This is a genomic window from Lentibacter sp. (assembly GCF_029254145.1).
Taxonomy (GTDB): domain Bacteria; phylum Pseudomonadota; class Alphaproteobacteria; order Rhodobacterales; family Rhodobacteraceae; genus Lentibacter.
Genome location: NZ_JAQWYD010000086.1, coordinates 23,797 through 41,597, shown reverse-complemented (window position 1 = coordinate 41,597; position 17,801 = coordinate 23,797). Strand labels below are relative to the sequence as shown.

General features: G+C 58.8%; 16 protein-coding genes and 1 pseudogene. 13 read left to right on the top strand and 4 right to left on the bottom strand.

The features are described 5' to 3' along the window. The 7 genes and pseudogenes from P8O11_RS10255 to P8O11_RS10225 all read left to right on the top strand — a co-directional run. Nucleotides 1-610 (top strand): annotated as a pseudogene (locus tag P8O11_RS10255) (acyl-CoA dehydrogenase); the annotation flags it as partial. Between the two features lie 24 nt (nt 611-634). Continuing rightward, nucleotides 635-847, top strand: a complete 213-nt coding sequence (locus P8O11_RS10250) for a hypothetical protein (protein WP_089887152.1) — start codon at nt 635-637, stop codon at nt 845-847. 24 nt (nt 848-871) lie between these two features. Then, nucleotides 872-2,011 (top strand): acyl-CoA dehydrogenase family protein, encoded by a 1,140-nt coding sequence (locus P8O11_RS10245; protein ID WP_300294009.1) that lies wholly within the window; start codon nt 872-874, stop codon nt 2,009-2,011. Nucleotides 2,012-2,092: 81 nt separating this feature from the next. Beyond that, nucleotides 2,093-2,725, top strand: a complete 633-nt coding sequence (locus P8O11_RS10240; RefSeq protein WP_089887148.1) for a glutathione S-transferase family protein — start codon at nt 2,093-2,095, stop codon at nt 2,723-2,725. A gap of 27 nt (nt 2,726-2,752) precedes the next feature. Next, a complete protein-coding gene (locus P8O11_RS10235; RefSeq protein ID WP_300294008.1) occupies nt 2,753-3,964 on the top strand; it encodes an acetyl-CoA C-acetyltransferase in 1,212 nt (403 codons plus the stop codon). A gap of 72 nt (nt 3,965-4,036) precedes the next feature. Beyond that, nucleotides 4,037-4,450 (top strand): hypothetical protein, encoded by a 414-nt coding sequence (locus tag P8O11_RS10230; RefSeq protein ID WP_300294006.1) that lies wholly within the window; start codon nt 4,037-4,039, stop codon nt 4,448-4,450. Beyond that, the gene (locus P8O11_RS10225; RefSeq protein WP_300294005.1) at nt 4,447-6,645 is read left to right on the top strand and encodes a 3-hydroxyacyl-CoA dehydrogenase NAD-binding domain-containing protein; all 2,199 of its coding nucleotides are present in this window, start codon (nt 4,447-4,449) and stop codon (nt 6,643-6,645) included. Before P8O11_RS10230 ends, P8O11_RS10225 begins: the two co-directional genes overlap by 4 nt. 401 nt (nt 6,646-7,046) lie before the next feature. Here the strand turns inward: P8O11_RS10225 and P8O11_RS10220 are convergent, their stop codons facing one another. The 3 genes from P8O11_RS10220 to P8O11_RS10210 form a co-directional block, all read right to left on the bottom strand. Next, nucleotides 7,047-7,679 (bottom strand): Hint domain-containing protein, encoded by a 633-nt coding sequence (locus tag P8O11_RS10220; protein ID WP_300294004.1) that lies wholly within the window; start codon nt 7,677-7,679, stop codon nt 7,047-7,049. Between the two features lie 200 nt (nt 7,680-7,879). Continuing rightward, nucleotides 7,880-8,527, bottom strand: a complete 648-nt coding sequence (locus P8O11_RS10215) for a sulfotransferase family 2 domain-containing protein (protein WP_300294003.1) — start codon at nt 8,525-8,527, stop codon at nt 7,880-7,882. A 9-nt stretch (nt 8,528-8,536) separates the two neighbouring features. Continuing rightward, nucleotides 8,537-9,442 (bottom strand): DMT family transporter, encoded by a 906-nt coding sequence (locus P8O11_RS10210; protein WP_300294002.1) that lies wholly within the window; start codon nt 9,440-9,442, stop codon nt 8,537-8,539. Between the two features lie 105 nt (nt 9,443-9,547). Here P8O11_RS10210 and P8O11_RS10205 point away from each other — a divergent pair, with 105 nt between their 5' ends. The 6 genes from P8O11_RS10205 (at nt 9,548) to P8O11_RS10180 (ending at nt 16,323) form a co-directional block, all read left to right on the top strand. Then, nucleotides 9,548-11,179: an AMP-binding protein gene (locus tag P8O11_RS10205; protein WP_300294001.1), complete on the top strand. Its 1,632-nt coding sequence runs from the start codon at nt 9,548-9,550 to the stop codon at nt 11,177-11,179. Nucleotides 11,180-11,331: 152 nt separating this feature from the next. After that, entirely contained in the window at nt 11,332-12,357 is a 1,026-nt protein-coding gene (locus tag P8O11_RS10200) for a hypothetical protein (RefSeq protein WP_089887135.1), read from the top strand. Between the two features lie 134 nt (nt 12,358-12,491). Next, entirely contained in the window at nt 12,492-13,355 is an 864-nt protein-coding gene (locus P8O11_RS10195; protein WP_300294000.1) for a xanthine dehydrogenase family protein subunit M, read from the top strand. Further along, nucleotides 13,352-13,831: a (2Fe-2S)-binding protein gene (locus P8O11_RS10190; protein ID WP_300293998.1), complete on the top strand. Its 480-nt coding sequence runs from the start codon at nt 13,352-13,354 to the stop codon at nt 13,829-13,831. The genes P8O11_RS10195 and P8O11_RS10190 overlap by 4 nt, the downstream gene beginning before the upstream one ends. Beyond that, nucleotides 13,831-16,074: a xanthine dehydrogenase family protein molybdopterin-binding subunit gene (locus P8O11_RS10185; RefSeq protein WP_300293997.1), complete on the top strand. Its 2,244-nt coding sequence runs from the start codon at nt 13,831-13,833 to the stop codon at nt 16,072-16,074. The genes P8O11_RS10190 and P8O11_RS10185 overlap by 1 nt, the downstream gene beginning before the upstream one ends. 3 nt (nt 16,075-16,077) lie before the next feature. Continuing rightward, a complete protein-coding gene (locus P8O11_RS10180) occupies nt 16,078-16,323 on the top strand; it encodes a MoaD/ThiS family protein (RefSeq protein ID WP_300293996.1) in 246 nt (81 codons plus the stop codon). 101 nt (nt 16,324-16,424) lie between these two features. Here P8O11_RS10180 and P8O11_RS10175 read toward each other — a convergent pair whose 3' ends face one another. Beyond that, nucleotides 16,425-17,801, bottom strand: a complete 1,377-nt coding sequence (locus P8O11_RS10175) for a lytic murein transglycosylase (RefSeq protein WP_300293995.1) — start codon at nt 17,799-17,801, stop codon at nt 16,425-16,427.

Here is a 17,801-nt window from a genome sequence, read left to right as displayed (position 1 = left end):
CGTCATCAAAGGCTTCCTCACAGAAGTCGGCTACGCCATGACTGTCGAGGCCCAGCAAGTCTATGGCGGCCACGGCTAAATCGAAGAATGGGGCATGTCGCAGTTCACCCGCGATGCGCGCATCGCGATGATTTACGAAGGCGCCAACGGCGTCCAAGCGCTTGATCTTGTCGGCCGCAAGCTCGCCCAAGACGGCGGCAAGCATGTCATGGCCTTCTTTGAAATGATCAAGAGCTACTGTGCCGAGCAAAAAGATGTTGAGGGCATGGAACCCTTCATCGAGCCGCTCAAAAAAGCCTCGAAAGATCTTCAGGCTGCAGGCATGTTCTTCATGCAAAACGGCATGAAGAACCCGAACGCCGCCCTCGCTGGCTCGACAGACTTCATGCACATAATGGGCCATGTCTGCTTGGGTCTGATGTGGGCGCGTATGGCCCGCGCCAGCCTTGATGCCCTCGCGTCATCCCCCGCTGACGCAGCGTTCTACAAGACGAAGCTCGCCACAGGCCGCTACTATATGGCACGTCGCCTACCAGCGACTGCGCTGCATCTGGCCCGTATCGAAAGCGGAGCAGACACTGTCATGGCGCTGAGTGAAGACCAGTTCTAACGTTTTAAAAAGGAGCCATGCCCAATGCCAAAACGCTTCCGCCTGACCCGCCGTTTTCCCGCCGCAATGACGGAAGATGGCTACCGAAGGCTCAAGCGCTTCGCCTCCGACGCGGGGCTGGATGAGGGCGAGGCGCTGAGTTTTCTTTTTGAAAACTTTGAAAGCGTGATGAATCACGAAAACCTGACAGCGCGCCTGCGGCTCTTCAATTCGGAGCTGGATGCGCGCAAAAGATAAAATCTTCTGGGGAGGAGAGACACTATGGCTTCCACATGGATGACTGAAGAACACCAAATGATCGCCGACATGACGCAGAAGTTCATTACTGATGAATGGATGCCGCGTTACGACAAATGGCGCAAACAAGGCGAGATGGATCGCTCCACATGGAACGAAGCTGGTGCGCTTGGCCTCCTTTGCCCCAGTATCCCCGAAGAATACGGCGGCGCAAGCGGCGACTTCGGCCATGAAGCCGCGATCCTGATTGAAGCCTCCCGCGCCAACCTCGCAAGCTGGGGCAATGGCATTCACTCGGGCATCGTCGCGCATTATATCCTTGCCTACGGCTCTGAGGAACAAAAGCAGCGCTGGCTCCCCAAGATGGTATCAGGCGAGATGGTCGGCGCACTGGCCATGACAGAGCCGTCAGGCGGCTCTGATGTACAACGCCTCAAAACCCGCGCCATCAAAGATGGCAACGCCTACCGCCTGACAGGCTCCAAGACTTTTATCACCAACGGCCAGCACGCTGACCTCATTATTGTTGCAGCCAAAACAGATCCGAAAGAAGGCTCCAAAGGCACATCTCTCATCGTCGTTGAAGCCGACAACGCGACAGGGTTCTCACGCGGGCGCAACCTCGACAAAGTCGGCTGCCACGCCGCAGACACCTCCGAACTCTTCTTTGACAACGTCGAAATTCCGCCTGAAAACCTACTGGGTGGCGAAGAAGGCCAAGGTTTCTATCAGATGATGAAGCAACTCCCCCAAGAGCGCCTCATTATCGGCTGTGGCGCAGTTGGCGCCATGCAAGGCGCTGTCGAACGCACGATTGAATATTGCCGCGAGCGCGAAGCCTTCGGTGGTCCGATCATGCAGTTCCAGAACACCCGCTTCAAACTGGCCGAATGCAAAACCAAGCTTACAGTCGCCCGCGCTTTCCTTGACGAGTGCATGGCCGAGCACCTGCGCGGCGAGCTGACGGTCGAAAAAGCCGCCATGGCCAAATACTGGCTCACCGACACCCAAGGTGAAGTCCTTGACGAATGCGTCCAGCTTCACGGCGGCTACGGGTATATGCAAGAATATGCCGTCGCGGAAATGTGGGCTGACGCGCGTGTTCAACGCATCTACGGTGGCACCAACGAGATCATGAAAGAGCTCATCTCCAGAAAGCTCTGACGCTCTTCTATATGCCCAAAACATCCTGCGGGGATCTGGGGGTGTAAAACCCTCAGCCGCGCCAGCCACAAGGACCACGACATGACGATCAAACTCCACTGCTTCGGCGAAAGCGGGAACGCTTACAAAGCCGCGCTCGCCCTAGAACTCTCTGGCCTGGCGTGGGAGCCCGTCTTCGTCGACTTTTTTGGCGGTGAAGGCCGCTCGCCCGAGTTTCGCGCAAAGAACATCATGGGCGAAGTACCCCTCTTGGAAGACGGCGATATCCGCCTGACCCAGTCGGGTGTGATCCAACAATATATCACCGACAAAAGCGGCAAATTTGGCGGCGCACCAGAAGACAAATACGAAGTCCTGCGCTGGGTGCTCTGGGACAACCACAAAATGTCCTCCCAAGCAGGCATGACCCGTTTCCTGATGAACTTCCTGCCAGAAGACAAACGGCCCCAAGAGGTCATCGGCTTTATGCAAGGCCGCCTCAAAGGCGCCTACGCCACGCTTGAGAGCCACCTTGAGGGCCGCGACTATATCGTTGGCTCAGGCCTGACAAACGCCGACATCTCAAACTGCGGCTATCTGTTTTATCCAGAGCCTTTCGGCTTTGTGCGCGCCGACTGGCCCAATATCGACCGCTGGCTTGCCAACATCGAAAACACACCGGGGTTCAAATACCCCTACGATCTCATGCCCGGCAGCCCCGCTGACCGCGCCTAAATTCTTGCCAAAGACAGGAGTCACACCATGACCGAAGCCTATATCTATGACGCTGTGCGCACCCCCCGTGGCAAAGGCCGCAAAGACGGCAGCCTGCATGAAGTCTCTGCCGCGCGTCTCTCCGCCGTGGCGCTCAACGCCCTCAAAGAGCGCAATGGCCTCGAAGGCCACGCCGTTGAAGACGTTATCTGGGGCAATGTCACACAGGTTGCAGAACAGGGCGCATGCCTTGCCCGTACAGCCGTTCTCGCCTCCGATCTCGATGAAAGCATCCCGGGCCTCAGCATCAACCGCTTCTGCGCCTCGGGTCTTGAGGCCGTAAACGTCGCCGCCAATCAGGTCCGCGGCGGCGCAGGCAACGGCTATATCGCCGGCGGTGTCGAGTGCATGTCGCGCGTTCCAATGGGCTCCGACGGCGGCGCAATCGCCGTTGATCCCAGCATCGCGATTGACAACTACTTCGTCCCCCAAGGCATCTCAGCCGACATCATCGCCACCAAATATGGCTTCACCCGCGACATGGCCGATGCCATGGCCGTTGAAAGCCAGAAGCGCGCCAAAGCGGCGTGGGATGCGGGCCACTTCTCCCGCTCCGTCGTTCCTGTTTATGATGTCAACGGCCTGCCCATACTTGCCTATGACGAGTTCATGCGCCCCGAAACAGATATGCAAAGCCTCGGCGCGCTGAACCCCTCGTTCAAGCAAATGGGCGAAGTCATGCCCGGCTTTGATAAAATTGCGATCCTCAAGTACCCGGAGCTTGAGCGCATCAACCACATTCACCACGCGGGGAACAGCTCAGGCATCGTCGATGGCGCAGCCGCTGTCCTGATTGGCAACAAAGAGCTGGGCGAACAACTTGGCCTTAAGCCGCGCGCGCGCATCCGCGCCACCGCCAAGATCGGCACAGACCCGACAATCATGCTCACAGGCCCCGTCCCCGTCACAGAGAAAATCCTGCGCGAAAGCGGCATGAGCATCGGCGACATCGACCTCTTCGAAGTCAACGAAGCTTTCGCCTCGGTCGTTATGCGCTTTGAACAGGCCTTCAATGTCGATCACGCCAAGGTCAACGTCAACGGCGGCTCCATCGCCATGGGCCACCCTTTGGGCGCGACAGGCGCGATGATCCTCTCCGCCCTGCTGGATGAGCTTGAGCGCAGCGATAAAGAGACAGGCCTCGCCACGCTCTGCATTGGCTCAGGCATGGGCGCAGCAACAATCATCGAACGGGTCTAAGCCAAACCGATGATGTGCCCTAAAGACATATATCAAGCTCATATCAACACCGTCGGGCAAGCCTTATGGGATATGGATTTTTCCACAATACTGGATCACCTCCACTATCCCTGCTTTGTCGAGACAGATGACACGATCTTGCATATTCCCACGAGAGAGACCTACCTGCCCTCTCTCAAAAGCCTGCGCGACAACCTCACCAGGCGTGGGGTTACAGCCTACCACAGAATCTGCCGTGAAGCGGTTTTCGCCCACGATGATCCAAACCGCATCGAAGGCATTCACGAGGTCTATGCCCTTAGCGGTGCAACCCCCGTGATCGAGCCTTGCCTCACCCATATGACACTGATCTATCGCGATGAAAAATGGCTCGGCGCAGGCCTGCGCTCGGCCACTTCAAACACGCATTGGCAGATGATCAAACACCCAGAGCCTATCAAAGCCTCACCGGTCCCTGAGACCGCGTTAAAGGAGACACAAACATGAGTGATTTTACCCTCACAAAAGACGCCCAAGGCATCGCCACCATCACATGGGACACGGCTGGAAAGTCGATGAACGTGATGAGCATCCAAGGCTTCTCTGATCTATCCGACGTCGTCGATGACGCCCTTGCAGATGACGCAGTCAAAGGCATCATCATCACCTCTGGCAAAGAGGGCAGCTTCGCAGGCGGAATGGACCTCAATGTCATCGCCAAGATGAAGGACGACGCGGGCGATGAGCCAGCCAAAGGCCTTTTTGACGGCGTCATGAACATGCACGCCATTCTGCGCAAAATCGAACGTGCAGGCATGGACCCAAAGACAAACAAAGGCGGCAAGCCTATTGCCTGCGTCATGCCAGGCACAGCCCTCGGCATCGGCTTTGAAATCCCCCTTGCTTGCCACCGCACATTTGTCGCCAACAATCCAAAGGCCAAAATCGGCCTGCCCGAAATCATGGTAGGCATCTTCCCCGGTGCGGGCGGCACAACCCGCCTCGTGCGCAAGCTCGGCGCAATGGCGGCAGCACCCTTCCTATTGCAAGGCAAACTCTCTGATCCCGCCCGCGCCAAGCAAGCAGGCCTCGTTGATGAAGTCTCCGACGACCCCATGTCAGACGCCCGCGCATGGGTGCTCTCCGAGCCAAACATCGTCAAGCCGTGGGATGAAAAGGGCTACAAAATGCCGGGTGGCACGCCTTACCACCCCGCTGGCTTCATGACTTTCCTCGGCGCTTCCGTCATGGTGCACTCAGAAACCCAAGGCGCATTTCCCGCCGCCAAGGCGCTCTTGTCCGCCGTCTACGAGGGCGCGCTTGTGCCTTTTGACACCGCGCTCAAAATCGAAACACGCTGGTTCGTCCACACCCTGATGAACCCGAGTTCCGCCGCCATGATCCGCTCGCTCTTCATCAACAAAGAAGCGCTCGACAAAGGCGCAGTCCGCCCCGCCGATGTGCCTGATCAGCGCGTCAAAAAGCTCGGCGTCCTCGGTGCGGGCATGATGGGCGCAGGCATCGCGCTTGTCTCGGCTCAAGCAGGCATCGAAGTGGTCCTGATCGATCGAGATCAAGCCGCAGCCGACAAAGGCAAAGCCTATACAGCGAGCTATATGGACAAAGGCATCGCCCGCAAAAAAGCGACGCCCGAGAAAAAAGAAGAAATGCTTGCGCGCATCACAGCCACGCCTGATCTTGATGCGCTCAAAGGCTGTGATCTGATCATCGAAGCCGTCTTTGAAGACCCAGCCGTCAAAGCCGAGATGACCAAAAAGGTCGAAGCCGTGATCCCCGAGGATTGCATTTTCGCCTCCAACACCTCGACCCTGCCGATCACCGATCTGGCCCGCGCCAGCACGCGCGCGGAGCAGTTCATCGGCATTCACTTCTTCTCACCCGTTGAGAAAATGCTTCTGGTCGAGATCATCAAAGGCGCAGAGACAGGCGACCGCGCTGTTGCCAAGGCGCTCGACTATGTGCGCCAGATCCGCAAAACCCCTATCGTTGTGAATGATGCACGCTTCTTCTACGCCAACCGCTGCATCATCCCCTACATCAACGAAGGCCTGCGTATGGTCACCGAAGGGGTCGCGCCCTCGCTTATCGACAACGCCGCACGCCAACTTGGTTTCCCTGTCGGCCCGCTTCAGCTCAACGATGAAACCTCGATTGATCTGGGGGCAAAAATTGCCCGCGCGACCAAAGCTGCGATGGGCGCGGATTATCCCGAAAGCCCAGCGGACGACCTTATCTTCTGGCTCGAAGCCGAAGGCCGCTTGGGACGCAAAGCCAACGCTGGCTTCTTTGACTATGACGACAAAGGCAAGCGCACAGGCTTCTGGCCCGGTCTCAACGAAAAATACCCCTTGCCCAAAGAACAGCCCACGCTCATCGAAGTTCAAGAGCGCCTCATGTTCGCTCAGGTGCTTGAGGCCGTGCGTGCGCTCGAAGAAGGCGTGCTCATGGACATCCGCGAAGGCGATGTCGGGGCCATTCTCGCTTGGGGCTTCGCACCGTGGTCTGGCGGCCCCCTCTCATGGCTCGACATGATCGGAACGCCCTATGCCGCCGAACGCACAGCCGAGCTCGCGGACCAATACGGCCCACGCTTCGCGACACCTGCGTTGCTTGAAGAAATGGCCAGAAAAGGGCAAAGCTTCTATACTCGCTTTGCCCCTGCCTCTGACAAAGCGGCCTAAAGGCTAGCGAGTGGGTGCGCGTGGAAGGCGCACCCACTCTACTATGACCGGACGTTGCAAACGCGAGACTCTTACGAGCCGGGGATTACAGAACGCAGCATTGCACAGGCACAGGTACCTGCCGAATGCCATGTGAACCTAAAGGGGCGTCGCTCAAAGGAGCGGCGTCTTTTGTGTCGCACGGACCGCTTCCCCCAAGTGTTCAGTCGCTGGCAGACGACGTGTAACTCTTGATTCAAATTGTCTCTCAATCCTGTTGGCCGTGGGGCCAAATTACGACAATTTCGCGGCATTTCTCACTCAATTATGGCAACAATGTGGCAGATTGGAGCTTATTGTTTCCAATTTCAGATCAACACGCGCCATAATTCACCGTCAATCTGTCCATATTTCATAAAGTTTCAGGCCCAGACCGCCCCGCTCTGAATCACCTCAGTCGCCAAAACAAGCGAGAGCACCGTGTAGGCTGGCGTAGCGTCAAACGCCCGTGTCGCTGTGTCGAGCATATCGCCCCCAGCCGCACAAAAAAGCAGCGCGCCCTGCTCCGCAAAAACAACCTGAGCGCAGTCAAAATGCAGCGTCACAACGCACATGTCATCCTGCGGAAAGACCCGCTCGATCCCATGCACCCCCTCAAGTGCCGCCGCAGGAACAATCGCGAACGGATCGCCAAGCGTTTCCTCCGCCACATCACTTTCAAGCATCACGCCCTGACGCGGCAACAGAACCATCGCCACATCGTTTTCCAAAATGCCCGCAGGCACAAGCAGAGGCCAGAAGCTTCTCGGGCAAGCCCCCTCCCCGCTCCAGAGCGGCGTGCGGCTGACTGAAGTGATAGGCTGCAGACCGGCGTCAAACGTCAAAACCAGATCGCCTGCTTGCAGCGAGGCAACATCGCGCCAGCCAAACTCTGTGGCCACTTTTGTACCAGACACAACTCCAGACATCACGCCTGTCTTGGCGCGATAGCCCCCCTCTGAACCCTTCGATGCCAAATAGGTTTTCTGACGCTTTGCGCCATTCCATCCAAACATTTTATCGTCCCCAGGTTTTCTAACCGCTGGCAGGCGGTTTTTTGTAGCGCCGCTGGCAGGCGGCTTTTCATAAGCAGTGAAAAGATATGGCCTGATTCTCTTGCAAGTTGTGGGGCGGGTTTGCGAGAAGTTTTAGGCACTGTCCCGCCCAGCGAAACAGCGCAGCATCACGCGACCAAATTGTTCTGATTTTTGACGTTTTAATCGAAACTGTAGTTAAATTTCTCAATATCTTCCGCACAGAGCTCCGCCACAACCTCCGAATCATCGGCGCTAAAATAGCGACGGCAATCATCCTCTCGTGCGCTGGCATTTGCCCGTGGCAGCTCAAGCTCAAAGCCCAGATGCTCCATGAGTGGAGCAGCATCTTCGGCAAAATGCTCCAACCTGATATAGAGCGCCTCGCGCGCCCGCCCGTCACTCGCGCGCAAATAGCTCTCGTAAGGATGCGTCTTTATCGGACCAGCCACAGCCGGCGCGCGCAGAAAGTCGCTAAAGCCCAGCGTCTTGGCCGTCGCTACTGCGGGGTGTTCAAAGTTCTGCACTTTCAGCCAATGATAATAGCTCACAATGCGGTCCCAAGGGTTACGCACCAAGGTAAAGCACAGCATCTCTCGCATCTCATCGCGGCTCACCAGCCCCTCGATGTCGGCCAGTGTCGAGTGCTTCCAAAGCCGCCCACGCGCCTCCGCACCCATCAGCTTCTTGCGCCGCTTCAGCGCTTTAGGCGTATCGCCCAGCATCAAGTCGTCGCGCATCGCCCGCGCCTCAAGCGCGAGAGCAAGCGAGGTTCCCCCCGTCTTCGGGATATGCACAAAAATATACTGTCGCCCGCGCGAAATAATCATGGCCGAAGCCTAGCTTTGCCGCGAGCGCAAAGCAATCACCGAGCCCGCGACAATGATCAGCGCAACCCCCGCCATCTGCACCGCGCTCAGGCTTTGCCCAAACCAGACAAAAGCAAAGGCAGGCCCGAACACCATGATCGAATATTCAAACACAGCCACATGCGAGGCCTCACCGAGCTGATAGGCTTTGGTTAGGCAAAAGACGCCCACGATCGAGCCGAGCACATGCGCCACCACAAGCAGGCTCACCCCTTCCATCGGCCAGACCCAGCCCCGTGTCACAAAGGCCAGTGGCCCGCTGATCTCTTCCACTCCAAAGACTGTAATCGCAAAAAGCCCGAGAATTCCGAGCACACCCTGCATCCCCATCGTGGCCGCCAAGAGCGTGCAGGTGCTCTCCGCTCCGCACATCCGCCGCGTAATCACAGCATTCAGCGCATAGAGCACCCCGCCGATGACCGGCACAATAACAAGCGGGCTAAAGCTGCTCGGGCTGACCTGAAGCACAACAAGTGTTCCGACAAAGCCTGCAATCACCGCACCAATGCGATAGGCGCCAATCGGTTCTCGCAAAAAAAGCGCGGTGATCAGAACAACAATGATGGGCGAGGTAAACAAACCTGCAAGCGACTGCGCAATCGGTAAAAAGGCGAGCGAGGCAAAGTAAAACACCATCGCCGAAGCAAACAGAAAGCTGCGCAACAAAACAGGCCACCAGTTCACAGGCAAAAACGGCTGCCCCAAAAGTCGCGCCACACCAAAGACCACAGGAATGGATATGAGCAAACGGATCACATACATCTGCCAAAGGCTGATCACCTCTGCCATCACGACGATAAAGTTATCGATCACCCCAAGGATAAGCATGCTCGCAAGCATCCAGACTGCCGCCGCTACAGGTCTTGTCTCAGTCACGTCATTTCCGTCCCCAATTTGTCGCACATAGGCTTTTCAAATATGCCTTCCTGCGCGTAGTCTCTCCCGAACCCGACATAAGCGGGAAAAAACAGGGAGAAGACAATGGCTCAAATGCGCGATGAAACTGGCTTGGATAAAAATGCCGCAAACTTTGTGGCCCTGACGCCGCTCTCTCACCTCAAGCGCGCTTCCTATATTTTCCCCGATCGTCTGGCTGTTGCCTACGGCACGCAGCATCGCAAAACATACGCCGAGTATCATGCCCGCGTCAGCGCGCTGGCCTCTGCTCTGTCCCGCGCAGGTGTTCAGCCAGGCGATGTCGTCACAACGCTTCTGCCCAATATCCCGGCCCATTGTGAGGCACATTTCGCCGTTCCTGCCGCAGGGGCCGTTCTCAATGCCGTCAACACACGGCTCGATATCGAAACCATTCGCTACATCTTCGAGCACGGCGAAGCCAAAATGGCGCTGGTCGATACAGAGTTCCTGCCCTCGGTCGAGGCCGCCATTGCGGCCATGGACGGCAAAGGCCCTCAAATTATCGAAGTCGCCGATCCCTCCCATGGCCACCCCGCCACTGGGCGATATCCGGAATATGAAGCCTTCCTCGCTGGCGGGGATGCCGCGTTCAAATGGATCATGCCACAAGATGAGTGGGAAAGCCTCGCACTCAACTATACGTCTGGCACAACGGGCCGCCCCAAGGGCGTTGTCTACCATCACCGCGGCGCATACCTGATGACCATGGGCACTGTCGTAAGCTGGCAACTCACCCTGCGCCCTGTCTACCTGACAATCGTGCCGCTGTTTCACTGCAACGGCTGGAACCACACATGGATGATGCCGCTTCTGGGCGGCACAATCGTCTGCTGCCGCAATGTCACAGCCAAGGCGGTCTATGATGCCATCGCCGATGAAGGCGTGACCCATTTTGGCGGCGCCCCCATCGTGCTCAACACGCTGGTCAACTGCGATGATGAAGACAGACGCGGCTTTGATCACACCGTCGAGGTCTTCACCGCAGGCGCGCCGCCCCCCGCCGCAACCTTGGCGGCGATCGAGCCGCTCGGGTTTAACGTCACACAGGTCTACGGCCTCACCGAAACATACGGCCACGTCACAGAATGCCTCTGGCGCTCGCGTTGGGATGAGCGCCCCTCCGAGGAGCGCTATGCCATCAAAGCGCGCACAGGTGTTCTCATGCCCATGATGGACGAAGCCGTGGTGCTGGATCCCGACACAATGGCCCCCGTCCCCCATGACGGCCAAACCCAAGGCGAAATCATGATCCGCGGGCATACCGTCATGAAAGGGTATTTGAAAAACCCCGAGGCCACAGCCGAGGCCTTCAAGGGCGGCTTCTTTCATTCGGGCGATCTCGCGATCCAGCACCCCGACACCTATCTGCAGATCATGGACCGCTCCAAAGATATCATCATCTCGGGTGGCGAAAATATCAGCTCTGTGGAGGTCGAAGGTGTGCTCGCCAGCCATCCCGCCGTTTCGCTCTGCGCCGTTGTCGCCAAGCCCGATGACAAATGGGGCGAAGTGCCCTGCGCCTTTGTTGAGCTCAAGCCCCGCGCAACCGCCAGCGAAGAGGAGCTGATCGCTTTTGCCCGTACAAAACTTGCTGGCTTCAAAACGCCCAAGAAAGTGGTCTTTCAAGACCTCCCCAAAACCTCCACGGGCAAAATCCAGAAATTCGAGCTGCGCACAATCGCCAAAACCCTCTAAAACCGCTCAGCTTCCTCTTTCCAAAACACCCTGGGGGAGGGGGCGAGCTCCCTCCCCCCCGCGCCGTGGCAAAGCCTCGGCGCAATCCCTCTTTCCACTGGCGCACACCGCATGCTACCCTCTGTAAAAAGAGGCAGGAGCAGCCCCATCCGATGACCGCGCTTAAAGAGTATGACCGTATAGAAGCCACTGGCCTCTGGCGTGCCAATGCAGACGCCCAGCGCCGTGAGGTGATCGTCTCGATTGGCGACGCCACGCTCACAATATCAGATCACAACGACCGCGCCCTCGCCCATTGGTCCCTCCCCGCGATAGAGCGCGCCAATCCGGGCACCCGCCCCGCGATTTTTCACCCAGATGGGGACCGCACCGAAACTTTGGAGCTTCCCTCAGACGAAGCCACGATGATCGACGCCATCGAAAAGCTCCGCTCCCGTATCGAGCGCGCGCGCCCACATCCGGGCCGCTTACGCCTCTGGGTTAGCCTTGGTGTCCTTGCTACAGTCGCCGCGCTTGGTGTCTTCTGGCTGCCTTCTGCCGCGCGCGATCATGCTGTGCGCGTTGTGCCAGATGTCAAACGCACAGAGCTTGGCTCTGCCCTCCTATCGCGCATCACCCGTGTCGCAGGCCTGCCCTGCACAGCCCCCGAAGGCACACGCGCCCTGCGCAAACTCGGCGCGCGCCTGCCTTCCCCGGATGGCGCCGCGCGCCTCGTCGTCTTGCCAGGCGGTGTGCTCGAGGCCGCCCATCTCCCGGGCGGGGTCATATTGCTCAATCGCGCCTTGATTGAGGACTTCGAAGAGCCTGACGTTGTCGCAGGTTATATTATCGCCGAGCACCTCGCAGCCGAACTGCACGACCCGCTACATGACTTTCTCACCCACGCAGGCCTCGTCACAACGCTGCGCCTCTTGACGACAGGCCAAGTGCCAAGTGCCGCCCAAGACGCCTACGCCGAGCACATGCTCACAGAGCCTCGCAGCTTTGTGCCCCAAGACACCCTGCTGCGTGGCTTTGCCGCTTGGTCTGTGCGCGCGCGCCCCTACGCCTATGCGCGCGACATCACAGGCGAAGAGACACTCGAGTTGATCGAGGCAGACCCTTTCGCCACTGTCACGCCAGAGCCGCTCCTCTCGGACAATGACTGGCTCCGCCTCCAAGGCATCTGCGGCAGCTGAATTTCGCACCCGCGACATTTCTTGTCGCCCCACGCCCTTGCCAAGCCAGCCCGCTTTGGCGAGACTGCCTTCAAAGGGCAGTCCTGAGTCTCGCCCGAACACAATCTTGAGACATGAACCGTAGGGAGACGGCAATGCGATTTGAAACTCCAGAAACAGTTGAGGGCGCCGTCGCGCTTCTCGCCGCCAACGCAGGCGCGCGTGTTCTGGCAGGCGGCACAGACCTGCTCGTCCGCCTGCGCGCAGGCCATATCGAGCCCTCTTCCATCGTTGATATCAAGCGCATCGCTGGCATGAACGAAATCACATCCGAGGAGGGTGGCTGGCGCATCGGCGCAGGGGTCTCCTGCGCGGCCATGGGCGAACACGCAGGCCTCAAGGCAGATTACCCCGGTGTTGTCGAAGGCGCAGAGCTGATCGGCTCCACTCAGGTTCAAGGCCGCTGCACTATGGTCGGCAATCTCTGCAACGCAGGCCCCGCGGGCGATAGCGTTCCCGCCATGGTCGCGGCAGGCGCAACCGTCCGCATCGCTGGCCCCAATGGCACAAGAGATGTTCCCGTGATCGAAATCCCCCTCAGCCCTGGCAAAAACTCCCTCGCCGCTGGCGAGTTCGTTACGTCGGTCTTTCTGCCCGCGCGCGCCCAAAAGGGCAGCGATGCTTACCTGCGCTTTATCCCGCGCACAGAGATGGATATCGCCGTGGTTGGCTGCGCTGTAAATATTATTCTTGGCGAAGACGGCACGGTTGAATGCGCTGGTGTCTCGCTCGGCGCGGTCGCCCCTAAGGTTCTGCTTGTCAAAGAAGCTGCCCAAGCTCTCATCGGCTCCAAATGCGAAGATGCCGCGCTGGATGCCTGCGCCGCGGCCGCTTCTGCCGCTGCCAAACCGATTGATGACAAACGCGGCACAGTGGCGTTCCGCAAAGACGTCACTGCCGTCCTCGCCCGCCGCGCCGCCCGCCTTGCTTACACCCGTGCACTGGGAGAACACTCATGAGCCGTATCCACGTCAACACAACCATCAACGGCGACAGCGTCGATTACCTCTGCGAAGCCGAGGATACACTCCTTGATGTGTTGCGCGACCAGCTTGATCTAACAGGGTCCAAAGAGGGCTGCGCCTCAGGCGATTGCGGCGCTTGCTCGGTCATGCTGGATGGCCGTCTCGTTTGCTCCTGCCTCGTGCTCGGAGCCGAAGCAGAGGGCCGCTCTGTCGAGACCATCGAAGGCATGGCCGATGGCGAAACGCTGCACCCTTTGCAGAAAAACTTTATCGACAAGGCCGCGCTCCAGTGCGGTATCTGCACACCGGGTATCCTTGTCGCAGCCAAAGATCTGCTCGCGCGCAATCCCGACCCGACCGAGGAAGAAGTCCGCTACTGGCTCGCAGGCAATCTCTGCCGCTGCACGGGCTATGACAAAATCATCCGCACCGTCCTTGAGACAGCAGCCGAAATGAGAGGAGCAGCCTGATGGCCAAAGACGAGTTCCAGACCCGCAGCTTCAAAGTTGTCGGCACACGCCCTCCTCGCCCCGACGGGCTTGATAAAGTCACAGGTCGCGCCCGCTACGGCGCGGATATGTCAGCACCCGGAATGCTCATCGGCCTTTGCCTGCGCAGCCCCCACGCCCACGCGCGGATTGTGTCCATTGATACCTCAGCAGCGGAAGCGATGACCGGGGTCAAAGCCGTGGTCACCCGTGCGGATTTCACCCACACACCCGAGGACCAAGGCACACGCGATGTGCTCGACAATGTCATGGCAGGCGAAAAGGCCCTTTACGATGGCCACACCGTCGCCGCCGTCGCCGCCACCTCGCGCTCTGTCGCCCGGGCTGCTCTAAAGGCCATCAAGGTCGAGTATGACGTGCTGCCTCATGTGGTCGATGTCGACGAGGCCATGAAAGAAGGCGCCCCCGTTCTCCACGAAGGTCGCCAGCAGGAAAGCGTCCCCCCAGGCTATAGCCAAAACGTGCTCGCGCGCAGCCAGTATGGCCACGGCGACATCGACGCAGGTTTTGCAGAGGCCGATCTCATCATCGAGCGCAGCTTCACAACGGCCGCCACCCATCAGGGCTATATCGAGCCTCACGCCTGTTTGGCGACCATGGGCAACGATGGCCAAGGCGATCTCTGGTGTTGCACCCAAGGCCACTACATGGTCCGCAACACCTGCTCCGCCATCATGGGCATGGACGCAGGCCGCCTCAAAGTCACGGCCTCCGAAATCGGCGGCGGCTTTGGCGGCAAAACAACAGTCTTTCTAGAGCCTGTCGCCCTCATGCTGTCCAAAAAGACAGGCAAGCCCGTCAAGATGACAATGGCGCGCGAAGAAGTTCTGCGCGCCTCCGGCCCGACATCCTCAACCTCGATTGATATCAAGATCGGCGTAAAAAAGTCAGGCAAGATCACCGCAGCCCAAGGTGAGTTCCGCTATCAGTCAGGCGCGTTTTACGCCATGAATGGCGCGCTCGGCGCCATGTGCGGCTTTGCGCCCTATGATCTGGAAAATCTCCAGTCTGTCGGCTGGGAAGTGGTCACAAACCGCCCCAAAGCCGCGGCCTACCGTGCCCCTGGCGCGCCCATGGCCGCCTTTGCCGTCGAAAGCGTGATGGACGAACTCGCCAAAGAGCTCGACATGGACCCGATCGAACTGCGCCTTCTCAACGCCGCCGACGAAGGCGCAAAGTCCGCCTATGGCCCGACATATCCCGCCATTGGCCTCAAAGCCACGCTGGAAGCCGCGAAGGCGCACCCGCACTGGAGCGCGCCACTTGGGCCAAATCAGGGCCGCGGTATGGGCTGCGGCTTCTGGTTCAACTTCGGGGGCGACACTTGCGTTTCCATTATGATCAACCCTGACGGAACCGTAAGCTTGTCTGAGGGCAACCCCGATATCGGCGGCTCCCGCGCCTCCATGTCTATGATGGCCGCAGAAGAACTCGGCATTCCCTACGAGCAGGTTCGCACCGTGATCGCTGATACAGCCACACTCGGTCAAAACGAGGTCACAGACGGTTCCCGCGTAACGTTCGCAGTCGGTCTGGCAACAATCAAAGCCGCCCGCCACGCCATCGAAATCATGAAGGCCCGCGCCGCCGCCACATGGGGGATCGAGCCCGAAGCCGTAGAGTGGGTCGATGGCGCTGCCCAGCCCGCTGGCCCCAACGCAGGCAAATTCCCTCCTATGACGCTCAAAGACATTGCCGCCATCGCCTCAAACACAGGCGGGCCGATCTCAGGTCACTTTGAAGTCAACGCCGAAGGCGCAGGCGTCAGCTTCGGCACGCATATCGCCGATACAGAAGTCGACCCCGAAACAGGCGCTGTCAAAGTGCTGCGCTACACCGTCTTCCAGGACGCGGGCAAAGCGGTCCACCCCGACTATGTCGAAGGCCAGCTTCAGGGCGGCGCTGTGCAAGGCATCGGCTGGGCGCTCAACGAAGAATATATCTACGGTGACGATGGAACGCTGCAAAACGCGGGCTACCTTGATTATCGCATCCCAGTCGCCTCCGACTTGCCGATGATCGACCCTGTGATCCTTGAAATCCCAAATCCCGGCCACCCCTACGGTGTCCGCGGCGTGGGCGAAACAGGGATCGTCCCGCCACTGGCCACACTGGCCAATGCCGTCAGCCGCGCCGCAGGCGTGCGCATGACAAGCCTGCCGATGTCGCCGCCCAAGCTTCTGGCGGCCATCAAAGCGCGCTGAGCCGTGGTCACGGTCACACTCTGGGGCTCCCTCGCCGATCTGGCGGGGGGGCAACGCGAGCTAGAGGTCAACGCCTCCAACCTGCGCGAACTCCTCACAGAACTGCAAGCAAATCACCCCGCCCTGCGTCCCCAGCTCGCCCGCGGCGTTTCCGTCTCCATTGATGGCAAAATCTACAACGACAGCTGGTTCCAGCCGATCCTTGAAACAAGCGAAGTCGTCCTGCTCAACCGCCTCGAAGGCGGCTAAAGCCCTATCCCTTTTTCTTTCCAAAAATATCCCGTGGGGGTCTGGGGGAGCAGCGCTCCCCCAGCGGATCGGATTTTCGCAAAGCGAAAATTCGATCCCAATTACCGCCGCTTCACATGCTGCAAAAGCGCTTCCGAGGCATAACCATCCGCCATCAAGCCGTTGCGGCTCTGATAATCCTTGATCTGCGCCTTGGTGTTCGGCCCGATCTTGCCGTCAATCTTCTCAAGCGCATACCCTTTGCGCTTCAAATGGCGCTGCAGCTCTTTGGTCTCATCCTCTGTCAAAGGCCGCTCACCGGGGCCAAAATTACCCTTGAGTGGCACACCGCCCAGCAAACGGTCCGCCAGATGCCCGACACCAATCACATAAGCATCCGCCGCATTATAGCGCTCGATCGCACGGAAGTTTTTCTCGAAAATCATCAAAGCAAGTCCACGCCCGCCATCAGGAAAAAGGATCGACGCCGATCCATAATCCCGCACCGGCTGGCCGTTCACATCCCTCACCCCAAGCTTGGCCCAATCGCTCGGCATCTTCTGGGTCTTGCGGCTCGCGAGCCCGCGGTTAAAGCCAGCGGGCAAACTCACTTCAACGCCCCAAGGCATCCCCTTCTGCCAGCCCGAACGCGCAAGGTAAGCCGCCGTTGAGGCCAAGGCATCACTCGGATCATTGCTCCAGATGTCGCGCTTGCCGTCGCCGGTAAAGTCCACAGCAAACAGCTCGTAAGACGTGGGGATAAACTGTGTATGCCCCATAGCGCCGGCCCATGAGCCTTTCATATTCGCTGCCGTCGTATCGCCCCGCTGCAAAATTTTCAGCGCCGCGATCAGCTGCTTGGTGAAAAAGTCGCGTCGGCGCCCGTCATAGGCCAGCGTCGCCATCGCCTCGATCACATTGTAATCGCCCTTTATGTCCCCATAAAAGCTTTCAAGCCCCCAAACCGCCGTGACAATCTCTTTTTCCACGCCGTATTTGCGCTCGATCGCTTCCAAGGTGCGGCGGTGCTTGCGCAACATTTTCTGCCCGTCAGAAACCCGTTTGTCAGAGGTCGCGTTCGACAGATATTCCCAAATCGTTTTGGTAAACTCGGCCTGATTGCCGTCGCTCTTGATCACATCGGTGTTGTACTGAATGCCACGAAAGGCTTGGGTGATCACCCGCTGGCTGATCCCTGCACTGGCCGCACGCGGCTTAAAGCTCTCAACCCAGTGTTCAAATCCCGCATTGCGCGGATAGCTCTTCACCTCCAGAAGCGGAGCTTCAGGCGTGGCCTCAGGGCTCAAGTCAGCAGGGCGTATCACTGGGCGCAACGTCGGCTGCACCTTACTCACGCGGATGACAGAAACAACTTCGCCGCCCGCGCCCGAACCAGGGCGCATGACTGGGCGCAAGGAGGTATCCACCGTGCCGCTCGCCGCCACAGAGCCCGAAAGCCCTGCCATCAATACTGAAAGTCCTAAATATCGTTGAAGCAT

Bases quoted from the DNA above. Each gene is read 5' to 3' on its own strand.
- P8O11_RS10225 (WP_300294005.1), top strand. From the start codon at position 4,447: ATGAGTGATTTTACCCTCACAAAAGACGCCCAAGGCATCGCCACCATC.
- P8O11_RS10220 (WP_300294004.1), bottom strand. From the start codon at position 7,679: ATGTTTGGATGGAATGGCGCAAAGCGTCAGAAAACCTATTTGGCATCG.
- P8O11_RS10250 (WP_089887152.1), top strand. From the start codon at position 635: ATGCCAAAACGCTTCCGCCTGACCCGCCGTTTTCCCGCCGCAATGACG.
- P8O11_RS10175 (WP_300293995.1), bottom strand. From the start codon at position 17,801: ATGCTTCAACGATATTTAGGACTTTCAGTATTGATGGCAGGGCTTTCG.
- P8O11_RS10215 (WP_300294003.1), bottom strand. From the start codon at position 8,527: ATGATTATTTCGCGCGGGCGACAGTATATTTTTGTGCATATCCCGAAG.
- P8O11_RS10200 (WP_089887135.1), top strand. From the start codon at position 11,332: ATGACCGCGCTTAAAGAGTATGACCGTATAGAAGCCACTGGCCTCTGG.
- P8O11_RS10195 (WP_300294000.1), top strand. From the start codon at position 12,492: ATGCGATTTGAAACTCCAGAAACAGTTGAGGGCGCCGTCGCGCTTCTC.
- P8O11_RS10240 (WP_089887148.1), top strand. From the start codon at position 2,093: ATGACGATCAAACTCCACTGCTTCGGCGAAAGCGGGAACGCTTACAAA.
- P8O11_RS10190 (WP_300293998.1), top strand. From the start codon at position 13,352: ATGAGCCGTATCCACGTCAACACAACCATCAACGGCGACAGCGTCGAT.
- P8O11_RS10205 (WP_300294001.1), top strand. From the start codon at position 9,548: ATGGCTCAAATGCGCGATGAAACTGGCTTGGATAAAAATGCCGCAAAC.
- P8O11_RS10230 (WP_300294006.1), top strand. From the start codon at position 4,037: ATGGATTTTTCCACAATACTGGATCACCTCCACTATCCCTGCTTTGTC.
- P8O11_RS10235 (WP_300294008.1), top strand. From the start codon at position 2,753: ATGACCGAAGCCTATATCTATGACGCTGTGCGCACCCCCCGTGGCAAA.
- P8O11_RS10245 (WP_300294009.1), top strand. From the start codon at position 872: ATGGCTTCCACATGGATGACTGAAGAACACCAAATGATCGCCGACATG.
- P8O11_RS10185 (WP_300293997.1), top strand. From the start codon at position 13,831: ATGGCCAAAGACGAGTTCCAGACCCGCAGCTTCAAAGTTGTCGGCACA.